Below are 12,675 nucleotides of genomic sequence, written 5' to 3' on the forward strand. Positions count from 1 at the left end.
TTAACGAATGATGCCGCGAGTAGAACGGGCAAAGAAATCGGTAAACGCCTGCACAGCTGGGTGTTCAGCAGCCAGCGCTTCAATTTCCGGTTTCACTTCGTCCAGCGTTCTACCGCTGCGGTAGAGCAGCTTGTACGCGTTACGAATCGCGTGCAGGGTGTCTTTCTCGAATCCACGACGCTTCAGGCCCTCAATGTTCAGGCCGAACGGCGTAGCGTGGTTACCCTGCGCGATCACATACGGCGGCACGTCTTGCGCCACACCGGAACATCCACCCACCATGACGTGAGCACCGATAATGCAGAACTGGTGCACGGCCGTCATCCCACCGATAATCGCAAAATCATCAACGGAAACGTGGCCACCCAGCGTCGCATTATTCGCCAGAATACAACGATTACCCACGACGCAGTCATGTGCGATATGCGTGTTGATCATCAACAGGTTATCGCTACCGACTTTAGTCAACCCACCGCCCTGTGTCGTGCCACGATGAATCGTGACGCTTTCACGGATGCGGTTACGATCGCCAATCTCAACGCGGGTCGGTTCCCCGGCATATTTGAGATCCTGATTCACTTCACCAATTGACGTGAACTGATAGATTTCGTTGTCGCGACCAATTTTAGTGACGCCATTGACGACGACATGTGATTTCAGCACCGTCCCCGCACCGATCTCAACCTGAGAACCGATATAGCAGAACGGGCCAATATGAACGCCAGCACCAATAATGGCACCGTCTTCAACAATCGAACTAGGGTGAATAAAGGCGGTTTGATCAATCACGTTATCAGGACTCCCGACGGCGAGCACACATCATTGACGCTTCACAGGCCACTTCGCCATCAACTTTGGCAACACCTTTAAAGCGCGCAACGCCGCGACGCTCTTTGATGAATTCAACTTCAAGGATCATTTGATCGCCTGGCTGTACCGGGCGCTTAAAGCGCGCTTCGTCAACAGCGGCGAAGTAATACAGCTCACCCGGCTCCAGTTTGCCTACGCTTTTAAACGCAAGAATACCAGTAGCCTGAGCCATGGCTTCCAGAATCAACACGCCGGGAAAAATCGGTTTACCCGGGAAATGCCCCTGAAAGAAGGGTTCGTTGAAAGAGACGTTTTTCACCGCCCGCAGAAACTTACCTTCTTCAAAATCCAGTACCCGATCAACCAGCAAAAACGGGAAACGGTGCGGTAATAATTCTAAAATCTCTTCAATATTCAGAGTATGAGTGTCAGTAGTCAAAATACTCTTCCTGTCCATAAAAACTGATGCCATCAACAACACGGCCTGCGCAGACCCTAAATTAGGTGTCTTCAGGCAGGCCGCAAATAAAACGCGAGTGATTAAACGTTATCGACTTTTCGTTCAACGGCTTTCAACCGTTTGCTTATCTCATCAATATTCATCACCAGCGCTGCAGTTTTGCGCCACACTTTGTTAGGTTGCAAAGGAATGCCCGAAGAGTATACCCCAGGTTCTGTGATGGGTCGCATGACCATCCCCATTCCCGTTACCGTCACTTTATCGCAGATCTCCATGTGCCCGTTAATCACGCTGGCACCACCGATCATACAATAACGACCAATTTTCAAGCTCCCCGCCATAATGACGCCACCCGCGACCGCGGTATTGTCGCCAATCACGACGTTGTGCGCAATCTGGCATTGGTTATCAATGATAACACCATTGCCAATGACCGTATCATCCAACGCACCACGATCGATGGTTGTGCTCGCGCCAATCTCAACTCGATCGCCAATTCTGACCGTTCCCAACTGCGGGATCTTAACCCAGTTGCCGCGATCGTTGGCATAGCCAAAGCCGTCAGAACCGATCACGGTTCCCGACTGGATCAGGCAATGCTCACCCAGCGTAACGCGGTGATAAATCGTGACATTTGCCCACAAACGGGTACCGGCACCAATGCGGGCATCTTTGCCGATGAAGCAGCCGGGGCCAATGACAACGCCATCACCCAAGTGTGCACCAGATTCGATGACGGCATGTGCACCAACGGACACGTTCTGGCCCAGCGTCGCATCTGGAGCAATAACCGCACTCGGCGCAATATCGGTTGCTGGCTGCGGCGTAGTGTCCAGGAGTTGTGCCATGCGCGCATAGGTGAGATAGGGATTCTTCACTACCAACGCAGCAACCTGACAGTAAGGTAAATCCGCTTCCGTCAGCACGACCGCTGACGCTTGCGTCCCGGCCAGTTGCTCACGGTAACGACTGTCGGAAAGAAACGTAATTTGCCCAGTTTTTGCCGAATGCATAGAAGCAACACCAGTGATGACGATATCGCCATCACCGTGTAATTGTGCATCCAACTGTTGAGCTAACGCGTCCAGTCGAATTGAATCCATGGTTTATTTAACCTGTTTCAGCACATCGGCAGTAATGTCTTTCGCATTGGCGACATACGCAACCGCGTTAGCGTCAATCACAACATCATAACCTTCTTTGGTTGCAACGGCTTTCACCGCATCCTGGATACGGCTCAGGATTTTGTTACGTTCTTCCATCTGACGACGGCGGTTGTCTTGGTCAAAAGCCTGCGCTTTGGTAGAGAACTGTTCGCGCTGCGCCATGACGTCTTTTTCCATTTTGCTGCGATCGCTCGCTTTCATGGTAGAGCCATCACGCTGCAGCTTCTGCATCTTGGTCTGTAAATCGTTTTCCATCGATTGCAGTTCAGAAGCACGGCCTTTGAATTCGTTTTCCAGCTGTTTGCCGACGGTTTCACGCTGCGGCAGCTGTTGGAAAATGCTGGAAACGTTAACAACGGCAATTTTGTCAGCAGCCTGAACGCTGGCTGAAGCAGCCAATGCTAAACCGAGGCCTGCGGCACATAACCACTTTTTCACTATAAACTCCTCAACCTAACCTAATTTGTGTCTTAACACTTTAATTATGAGCATCGCGTCATGGTATGAACGTCTTATGAGCAATCATTCCTATTCATGAACTATTCATATCAACGAACTATTTATATCAACGACATGCTCGTCTCAACGAATCACGATGCGACATTCCCTGCATACGATCTATTGACGTCACACTACCAGGTTTTACCAATGTTAAACTGGAATTGTTCCGACTTGTCTCCATCGTACTTTTTAACCGGCTGGGCATAGGAGAAGACCAATGGCCCAAGCGGAGACATCCATTGCAACGCGATACCACTGGAAACACGGAAGTTACTTGCTTTGCTGTAATCCGGTACGCCTGCGTCAATCGTTTCCTGTGTATTTTTCCAGTTGGTATCCCATACCGTACCGCCATCCACAAAGAAGGACGTACGTACGGAGCTCGCGTATTTATCACTGATGAACGGCGTCGGTACGATCAGTTCCGCACTCAGTACGGCCATCGCGTTACCACCCACGGCATCATCTATATTGCTTGAGTCAATCGGGCAAGCAGAATAAGAACCAAAGCCAGAACCTACAAGACTCGCTGGACACTTATAATACGCCGCTTTAGGCCCAATCGTATTCGACTGGAAGCCACGTACTGTACTGGAACCACCAGCATAGAAGTTATCGTAGAACGGCACTTCTTTACTTCCGATACCATCCGCAAAGCCTGCACGCGTACGGCCCATCACCACCCAGTTACCGCTATCGCTCAATGGGTAGTAGCTCGTCGAATCAAACGTCAGTTTGTAGTATTCGTTGTCCGAACCCGGCACAGCGATCTTGGCATTCGCTGACGCACGCGTTCCTTTCGTCGGGAAGTAACCGCGATCCAGATTGTTATACGACCATCCGGTATTCAGGAACAAATCGTTCGCTTTGAAATCTGCACTGGATTTAACATTCTCACCAACTACGGACGGATTAACCCCGACAGAATCCAGATAACGCCACATCGCCACCTGCGGTCTCATATCCGACAGATCGTTATGCACATAATCCAGACCAACACGCAGTGAGTTATTCTCGTTAATCGGGAAGCCCAAGGTGCTGCCAACGCCATAGCTCACGTTGGTGTAGTCGGACAGATCGGCGTCTGACGCCTCAAATTTGTTATAAAATATGCGGCCACCGAGGCTAACGCCATCAACGGTAAAGTACGGGTCGGTCAGTGACAGCTCAACATACGTCTGATAGTCATTTTTCGTCCCGCTGATACCAACGGAGTTACCCGTTCCCAGCCAGTTGTCCTGCTGAACCCCAGCCTGGAAGCTCACGCCACTTTCTGTACCGAAACCGACACCAAAGTTGAATGTGCCCGTATTACGCTCTTTGACTTTATACGTTACATCAACCTGATCGGCCACGCCGGGAACGCGCTGCGTTTCTACATCAACGCTTTCAAAGTATCCCAGTCGGTTCAGACGCTCTTTGCCCTGCTCAACCAGATCGTTGCCTAACCAGGCACCTTCCATCTGACGCATTTCACGGCGCAGAACGGAGTCTTTAGACGTGTCGTTACCGTCAAAGCGGATATGACGCACATAGAAACGGTTACCCGCATCGACGTTGATGTTTAATCTCACCGTCTTGTCTGCGTCATTAATTTCCGGCTGAGTGACCACGCGCGGATAGGCATAGCCATAACGGCCCAGCAGTTTCTTGATGTCCTCTTCCATCCGGGTCACTTTCGTCCCGTTGTAGAGCTCACCCGGTTCAATCTTCGTCAATCCTTCGATTTCCGCAGAGTGACCAGCCAGATTACCTTTCACCGTGACGCCAGACAGCTTGTACTGCTCGCCTTCTGTCATATTGATGGTGATGTAGATGCCTTTTTTATCTGGCGTCAGACTCACCTGTGTGGAATCGATGTTGAAACGTGCATAGCCGCGATCCAGATAGAAACTCCGTAACGTTTCCAGATCGCCAGACAATTTTTGTTTCTGGTATTTACGATCGCCGACCACGTTCCACCACGGCACTTCATCACGCAGTTGGAAACGAGAGATCAATTCATCAGAACTGAACGCTTTGTTACCGACAATATTAATCTGCTGGATCTTGGCGGAAACGCCTTCTGTGAAAACCAGTTTAAGGTCTACGCGGTTACGCGGAAGTGGCGTGACAACGGCTTTAACCGACGCACTGTACTTGCCCACGCTGTAGTAGAAATCTTCTAGTCCTTTTTCGATGCTAGTGAGCGCAGTGCGGTCTAACGCTTCACCGACGCGCACGCCAGAGGCCTCCAGGTTTTCTTTCAGCATGTCGTCTTTGACTGACTTATTGCCGGAAAACGTGACGCTGGCGATGGTTGGACGTTCTTTCACCTGCACAATCAGCGTTTCGCCATCACGCAGGACACGAACATCTTCAAAATTTCCGGTCGCAAACAAGGCACGGATGGTGTTACCGATATCATCGTCACCGATGGTATCACCAACGCGGACTGGCATACTGAGTAATGCCGCTCCGACGGCAACCCTTTGCAGGCCCTCGAAATGAATGTCCTTCACTACGAACCCGTCTGCACCGTATACGGTTGCGCTGCTAAACAGCAGCGACGCTATGAGCAACTTTTTGATCGCCATCGTTGTTATGCGTTTTTCCTAACCTAATCCCACGCCTAGAGACGAGAGAAATCATTGAAAAGTGCGAGTCCCATTAACAACATCAGCAACACTGTACCAATGCGATAGCTAACGTCCTGCACACGCTCAGAAACCGGCCTGCCCTTCAACTTTTCAACCGCAAGAAAGAGCAGGTGTCCACCATCCAATACCGGCAGAGGGAACAGATTGATGATCCCCAAATTGACGCTGATTAAGGCCAAAAACATCAGGTAATAAATCAATCCATAATCTGCTGACATTCCTGCGCCCTGAGCAATCGAAATGGGACCACTCAGGTTGTTCAGCTTAACATCCCCCATAACCAGTTTCCCTAACATACTGACGGTCAATTTCATCAGTTGCCAGGTTTTATCTGTTGCCTGGTAGATCGCACTGAACGGCCCATACTGGCGCACAGTCCTGTATTCTTCGGGCAGCGGCGTCACACTTGGCATAACGCCTGCCAGCCCTTCAACTCTGCCACTTCCCACAGATTTGCTGTCTGGCGTTAACGTCAGCGGGACGGTTGAGCCGTTGCGCTCCACTTCCAGAGCAATAGATTGTCCGGGGTTGTCACGCACGGCGATAACAAAATCACGCCATTGTGCTAGCGCTTGCCCGTCGACTTTAACGATCCTATCTCCGACTTGCAAACCTGCTTTTTCCGCCGCCGATCCGACCTGCACCTGATGCAGTACCGGCTCGATTTGCGGACCACGCGGGATAATCCCGAGCGAGGCAGCAGGATCTTGCTTATCAGGCTCAAACTGCCACTCGCGCAAATCCAGCGTTTTCAGGACGACACGGTCGGAGCCTAAAGGTGCAGTTCCGATCACGACATCGCTATCACCGATTTTACCGATCAGTGCCAGACGTGCGCTATCCCAATCAGGCGTTTCGATGCTATCAACGGATTTTAGTTCCATTCCCGCCGACATTTCCGCCTGCGCCGCGATGGAGTTGGGCAGTATTTCACCGACGACTGGACGCACGCCCGGTACGCCGATAATAAACACCAGCCAGTACGCCACAATCGCAAACAGAAAATTGGCAATCGGCCCAGCGCTGACAATAGCCGCACGTTGCCAGACCGTTTTACTGTTAAATGACTGGTGACGAAATTCTGGCGCAACGGTATCGACGCGCTCATCCAGCATCTTCACGTAGCCGCCAAGTGGGATCAGCGCAATCACGAATTCTGTACCGGTACGATCGCGACGACGCCATAGCGCACGTCCGAAACCGACGGAGAAGCGTTCGACCTTCACACCACAGCGGCGCGCTACCCAGAAATGCCCAAATTCATGGACAGTGACCAGCACACCCAGTGCGATGATAAACGCGGCAAGATTCCAGAGAAAACTCAGCATAAATAGCTCTACCGCTTTATTCTAAGCCACTTTAAACAGCAGCAGCATCAGGCAAGAGAACACAGGAACCGCAGCCGTCAGGCTGTCGATACGATCGAGCACACCACCGTGCCCCGGAATCAAATGGCTACTGTCTTTGATGCCCGCCTCGCGTTTGAACATACTTTCCGTCAAATCACCCAACACCGAGGCCAGCGCAGCGGCGATAGAACAAATCAATAACGTCGATGGCGCTACCGTTAATGGCGCATACAGGCTAAACAGCACAGAGATGAGCGCTGAGGTTGCCAGGCCACCGAGAAAGCCTTCCCAGGTTTTGCCCGGCGAAACTTTTGGCGCGAGTTTACGCTTACCAAACAGTTTACCGAACATGTAGGCACCGCTGTCCGCGCCCCACACCAGCAGCATGACGTACAGCAGCCACCAAGCACCCGCGAATGGGTTAATCGCGTAATGGTAATGACGAAGCGAGACCATCCCCCAGAAAAATGGCACGATCGTCATAATACCGAACACCAACCGAAATGTACGCGAATGACGCCAGAATGAGGCGGAGGCTGGATAGAACAGCACCAACAGCAGCGCGACACCCCACCACACCAGTGATGACCAGAGCGCGATGCTGATTTGCGGAATATGCACGGAATAATGGTAGGCCGGGAGTGATAACAGCATCAGTGCCAGCAAGAAACCACACAGGATCGCGAGCCATAAGCGTTGGCCATAAGAGGCAAACCCCGCCAGCTGACCCCATTCCCATGCCGCCAGCATACACACAGCCAGCGTAACAAGCGTGAATCCCAGAGGAGGCAGCAAGAAAAGTGCTGCAATAACAATCGGGATCAAAATAAAAGCAGTAATCAGGCGATACTTCAGCAAAAGTTCCCCCTAGGATGCATCAGCATCGTTAGGTGTTGTTCCCCCGAAGCGGCGCTCGCGTTGTGCAAAAGCATTCAGCGCACCTTCAAAGACTTGTTCATCGAAATCAGGCCAGAGGACATCAGTAAAGTAAAGTTCAGCATAAGCAATTTGCCACAGAAGAAAATTACTGATGCGGTGTTCTCCACCGGTTCTGATCACCAAATCAACCGGAGCCAGATCATGCAGACAGATGTACTGACATAATGACGCTTCATTAATGCTATCAGGGCGCAGAATGCCTTCCTGCACCTGCTCTGCAAGTTGCCGTACTCCCTGAATAATATCCCAACGGCCGCCATAATTCGCGGCAATATTCAGTGTGAGCCCCTGATTCTTTTCCGTCAGTACTTCTGAACGACGAATTCGCTCTTGTAAACGCGGACTGAAGCGGCCGATATCGCCAATCACTCGCAAGCGAACATTGTGCTTATGCAGGCTTTTCACTTCGCTGTCCAGCGCTCTAACAAACAGTTCCATGAGTGCGGAAACTTCCTGCGCCGGACGGTTCCAGTTTTCACTGCTAAATGCGTAAAGTGTCAGTGCATCCAGCCCTTGGCTCACTGCAAAACTGACCGACCGTCGCACAGCCTTTACACCAGCCTGATGGCCAAAAATCCGCATTTTCCCCCGGCTTTTCGCCCAGCGACCATTGCCATCCATGATAATGGCAACATGCCGCGGCCCGGCGGGTGGCAGATCGTTAGTATTTTTTTGATTATCGGACGGCATAACGCGTACTTATTTCCTCAAGCAAGAAATACAACAGTTCTTCCGTAACATCAGATCCCGTTAGCGCAAAAAAAGCCGTGAACGATCACGGCTTAGCTTCACGGTCGATTAAACAACTTTCGCATAATCAACCATTGAGTGGCGCAGACTATACCACCTCCACCGCACATGAACAAATTGTGCCACGGCGTTATCCAGCTATCGCGCGTAATGTGTCAGGGTCTGTGTTGCGACCTGTCTGGCCCAGCGGTCGATGAACAGAACATCATCAACGCTGGCGGGTTCTGGCAATGTAAGTTGTTCAATGACATGCCGATTTACCGCCGCGATATCCGTAAAACGAATCTGCGCCTGCAAGAATGCTGCCACTGCAACTTCATTCGCCGCATTCAGTGCCGTAGTGGCCGACTGACCATGATTACAAGCATCAATAGCGAGCTGTAAACAAGGATAGCGCGCATAGTCCGGTGCCAAAAATGTCAGCGCGCCAATCTGGCAAAAATCTAACGCTTTTACCCCCGATGTCACACGTTCAGGATAAGCCATTGCATGAGCAATCGGCGTACGCATGTCGGGCGATCCTAACTGCGCCAGAACGCTACCATCACGGTAACGCACCATCGAGTGAATCACTGACTGCGGATGAATAATGACTTCCATCTGTTCGGCAGAAGCATTAAACAACCAGCGCGCTTCGATATACTCCAGCCCTTTGTTCATCATCGTGGCAGAATCAACCGAAATTTTGCGCCCCATTGACCAGTTTGGATGCGCGCACGCCTGATCCGGCGTCATGTCCGCCAACGCCGACACCGGAGTTTCACGAAACGGTCCACCGGAACCGGTCAGAACAATACGTTCGACCCCATGCTGCGACAATGAAGCGTAGCCTAATTGGCGCTGAATTTGCTCAGGTAAACTCTGAAAAATCGCATTATGTTCGCTATCAATTGGTAAAAGCTGTGCACCACTTTGCGCCACGGCGTCCATGAAGAGACGTCCGCAGGTGACCAGCGATTCTTTGTTCGCCAACAAAACCTGTTTTCCAGCATGAATTGCCGCTAGCGTTGGCAATAGCCCTGCGGCCCCCACAATCGCGGCCATCACCTGATCGACACCATCCAATGCAGCAAGGTCACATGCTGCTTGTTCTCCAGCCAGCACTTCCGTCTTACAACCATATTCCGCCAACTGCTGGCGCAGGGAGGTTGCAGAGGCTTCATCAGCCATTGAGGCATAGGCGGGTTGGAAAGTGAGGCACTGCTCTAGCATCAACTTGACGTTGTACCCGGCGGATAACGCGCGTACGGCAAATTTATCGGGATTGGCTTTAATCACTGCCAGCGAACTGACGCCAATAGAGCCGGTGGAACCAAGAATTGTCAGTTGCTTCATTAAAAATGCTCTGAATAACCGGATTTGATGACAGGAAGGTACACGAGTCTGAGGCGATTACCATGATATATCTCTGCTATCGATCACAGTCACGATAACCGCAGGCATATACACAGCAAAAAATTGTTTACTACCCAGAGGGGCTAGCCTTCACCCATTCCTTGTATAACCATAAAACAAAGCGCCGCCGGAAAAAGAGGGCAAGCCCACAGATTCCCTGCGACGCACTATCCAACAGGCTGATTAGAACTCCATCAGCTCCGCTTCTTTTTCTGCCAGTGCGACGTCCACTTTCTTAATGAAGTTGTCAGTCAGTTTCTGCACGTCGTCCTGAGCGCGACGTTCTTCATCTTCACTGATCGCTTTGTCTTTCAACAGTGCTTTAAACTTGTCGTTAGCATCACGGCGCACGTTACGTACGGAGATACGCCCCTGTTCTGCTTCGCCACGCACCACTTTGATCAGATCTTTACGACGTTCTTCCGTCAGAGGTGGCAACGGAACACGGATTACAGTACCAGCAGAAGACGGGTTCAGGCCGAGGTCGGAAGCCATGATCGCTTTCTCAACCGCTGGGCCAAGCGAACGATCGAATACCGAAATCGCCAGCGTGCGGGAATCTTCTACGACAACGTTAGCAACCTGACGCAGTGGTGTCGCGCTGCCATAGTAATCAATATGAATACCATCGAGAATACTAGGCGATGCACGGCCGGTACGGATTCTGTTGATCTGGTTTTTAAACGCTTCAACACATTTGTCCATGCGCGTTTCAGCATCTTTTCTGATTTCATTAGTCACGTTGTGAACCCTTGAAAACTGGTTGCCTGGCAGGCCATGTCAGTACATGACCCGGTGAATAATTAATGCCAGCGTGCGGCTGGCGTATAGAGCAATACTGAGAATATATTACCCTATAATCGGGATTAGCCGTTATTACTGACTAATCAACGTCCCTTCTTTTTCACCCATGACAACGCGACGCAGTGCGCCAGGTTTGTTCATGTTGAAAACACGGATCGGCAAATTATGGTCGCGTGCCAGCGTAAACGCGGCAAGATCCATCACTTTCAGCTCACGTTCTAACACGTCTTGATAGGTTAGCGTTTCGTACATCGTCGCTGAAGGATCTTGTACCGGATCGGCAGAATAGACGCCATCGACTTTTGTCGCTTTCAATACGACATCCGCTTCAATCTCAATGCCGCGCAGGCAAGCCGCTGAATCCGTGGTGAAGAAAGGGTTGCCTGTTCCAGCGGAGAAAATCACTACGCGGTTATTACGCAGCAGGCTAATCGCTTCTGCCCAGCTGTAATTGTCACAGACGCCATTCAGGGGAATGGCAGACATCAGACGAGCGTTCACATAGGCACGGTGCAACGCATCACGCATTGCCAGACCATTCATGACGGTCGCCAGCATTCCCATGTGGTCGCCCACAACGCGGTTCATACCCGCTTTAGCCAGACCCGCGCCACGAAACAGGTTACCACCGCCGATAACTACACCGACCTGAATGCCTAACTCAACCAGTTCTTTCACTTCCTGAGCCATGCGATCCAGAATGCTCGCATCGATACCAAAACCTTCAGTTCCCTGTAAAGCTTCGCCACTGAGCTTCAGCAGGATTCGTTGATAGACGGGTTTTGCATTGGTTGCCATGGTGTTCTTATCCTACAGGCTGTCGTCGTATTGGGGGGTTGTAAAAATCAAAACTGTTCCACCCGGCCCCTATCTGAATACAGGAAACCAAGCGTACTAAAACTCTTTGGGCTGGATAAAAAGGAACCGCCAACTGGCGGCTCTTTTTTTGCTATTAAGACTGCTTGCTCATCGCTGCAACTTCAGCAGCAAAGTCAGTCTCAACTTTTTCAATACCTTCACCCACTTCGAAACGGATGAAGTTAGTCACGTCAGCGTTGTGCTCTTTCAGCAGTTGGCCAACAGACTTGGCTGGATCCATAACGAAAGGCTGGCCAGTCAGAGAAACTTCGCCGGTGAATTTCTTCATACGGCCTTCAACCATTTTCTCTGCGATTTCTTTCGGCTTACCAGACTGCATCGCGATTTCCAACTGAACTTGGTATTCTTTCTCTACCACTTCAGCAGACACGTCTTCTGGCTTAACGAATTCAGGCTTGCTTGCGGCAACGTGCATAGCCAGGTGTTTAACCAGCTCTTCGTCAGCGCCTTTAGCAGCAACCAGAACACCGATGCGCGCACCGTGTTGGTAGTTACCCAGAACTTCGCCTTCCAGAGCAGAAACGCGGCGAATATTGATGTTCTCACCAATTTTAGCAACCAGCGCAACACGCTCTTCTTCGAACTGTGCTTTCAGCACGTCAACATCAGTGATTTTGCCTGCAACAGCAGCATCCAGCACTTTGTCAGCAAACGCCTGGAAACCACCGTCTTTAGCAACGAAGTCAGTCTGGCAGTTAACTTCCAGGATCACAGCGTAGTTACCGTCGATCTTAGTCTTGATCACGCCATCAGCAGCAACATTACCTGCTTTTTTCGCCGCTTTAATCGCGCCGGATTTACGCATGTTTTCGATTGCTAGCTCGATGTCGCCATTAGCTTCAACCAGCGCCTTCTTACATTCCATCATGCCCGCAGCGGTACGCTCACGCAGCTCTTTTACCAGGGATGCGGTAATTTCAGCCATTCTAAAATCCTCGGAAGATTTTTTCTGCCTGGTCGTCACGACCAAACAGCTTTAAAAG

General features: G+C 50.9%; 12 protein-coding genes. All 12 read right to left on the bottom strand.

The window, feature by feature from the left end; all coding sequences use genetic code 11:
• Positions 1 to 789: an acyl-ACP--UDP-N-acetylglucosamine O-acyltransferase gene (lpxA, locus tag DMB82_RS15630; RefSeq protein ID WP_010284845.1), complete on the bottom strand. Its 789-nt coding sequence runs from the start codon at positions 787 to 789 to the stop codon at positions 1 to 3.
• 4 nt (positions 790 to 793) lie between these two features.
• Entirely contained in the window at positions 794 to 1,249 is a 456-nt protein-coding gene (fabZ, locus tag DMB82_RS15635) for a 3-hydroxyacyl-ACP dehydratase FabZ (protein ID WP_005975923.1), read from the bottom strand.
• Between the two features lie 101 nt (positions 1,250 to 1,350).
• A complete protein-coding gene (gene lpxD, locus DMB82_RS15640) occupies positions 1,351 to 2,373 on the bottom strand; it encodes a UDP-3-O-(3-hydroxymyristoyl)glucosamine N-acyltransferase (RefSeq protein ID WP_102118269.1) in 1,023 nt (340 codons plus the stop codon).
• A gap of 3 nt (positions 2,374 to 2,376) precedes the next feature.
• A complete protein-coding gene (gene skp, locus DMB82_RS15645) occupies positions 2,377 to 2,874 on the bottom strand; it encodes a molecular chaperone Skp (RefSeq protein ID WP_012773638.1) in 498 nt (165 codons plus the stop codon).
• Between the two features lie 194 nt (positions 2,875 to 3,068).
• Positions 3,069 to 5,513 (bottom strand): outer membrane protein assembly factor BamA, encoded by a 2,445-nt coding sequence (gene bamA / locus DMB82_RS15650; protein WP_102118270.1) that lies wholly within the window; start codon positions 5,511 to 5,513, stop codon positions 3,069 to 3,071.
• A gap of 35 nt (positions 5,514 to 5,548) precedes the next feature.
• A complete protein-coding gene (gene rseP / locus DMB82_RS15655) occupies positions 5,549 to 6,904 on the bottom strand; it encodes a sigma E protease regulator RseP (protein WP_102118271.1) in 1,356 nt (451 codons plus the stop codon).
• A 21-nt stretch (positions 6,905 to 6,925) separates the two neighbouring features.
• On the bottom strand, positions 6,926 to 7,783 hold the full coding sequence (gene cdsA, locus DMB82_RS15660) for a phosphatidate cytidylyltransferase (protein ID WP_116163946.1): 858 nt from the start codon (positions 7,781 to 7,783) through the stop codon (positions 6,926 to 6,928).
• A 9-nt stretch (positions 7,784 to 7,792) separates the two neighbouring features.
• Positions 7,793 to 8,554: a (2E,6E)-farnesyl-diphosphate-specific ditrans,polycis-undecaprenyl-diphosphate synthase gene (gene ispU, locus DMB82_RS15665; protein ID WP_116163948.1), complete on the bottom strand. Its 762-nt coding sequence runs from the start codon at positions 8,552 to 8,554 to the stop codon at positions 7,793 to 7,795.
• A 198-nt stretch (positions 8,555 to 8,752) separates the two neighbouring features.
• Positions 8,753 to 9,949, bottom strand: coding sequence for a 1-deoxy-D-xylulose-5-phosphate reductoisomerase (ispC, locus tag DMB82_RS15670; protein ID WP_116163950.1), 1,197 nt, complete (start codon positions 9,947 to 9,949; stop codon positions 8,753 to 8,755).
• 243 nt (positions 9,950 to 10,192) lie between these two features.
• Positions 10,193 to 10,750 carry a ribosome recycling factor gene (gene frr / locus DMB82_RS15675; protein ID WP_116163952.1) on the bottom strand — a complete coding sequence of 186 codons (558 nt, stop codon included), beginning with the start codon at positions 10,748 to 10,750 and terminating at the stop codon, positions 10,193 to 10,195.
• 135 nt (positions 10,751 to 10,885) lie between these two features.
• Complete coding sequence (gene pyrH / locus DMB82_RS15680) at positions 10,886 to 11,611, bottom strand: UMP kinase (protein ID WP_005975910.1); 726 nt, start codon at positions 11,609 to 11,611, stop codon at positions 10,886 to 10,888.
• A gap of 154 nt (positions 11,612 to 11,765) precedes the next feature.
• A complete protein-coding gene (gene tsf, locus DMB82_RS15685) occupies positions 11,766 to 12,617 on the bottom strand; it encodes a translation elongation factor Ts (protein WP_010296401.1) in 852 nt (283 codons plus the stop codon).
• Positions 12,618 to 12,675: the final 58 nt, after the last annotated feature.

It is taken from the genome of Pectobacterium aquaticum (assembly GCF_003382565.3).
Classification (GTDB): domain Bacteria; phylum Pseudomonadota; class Gammaproteobacteria; order Enterobacterales; family Enterobacteriaceae; genus Pectobacterium; species Pectobacterium aquaticum.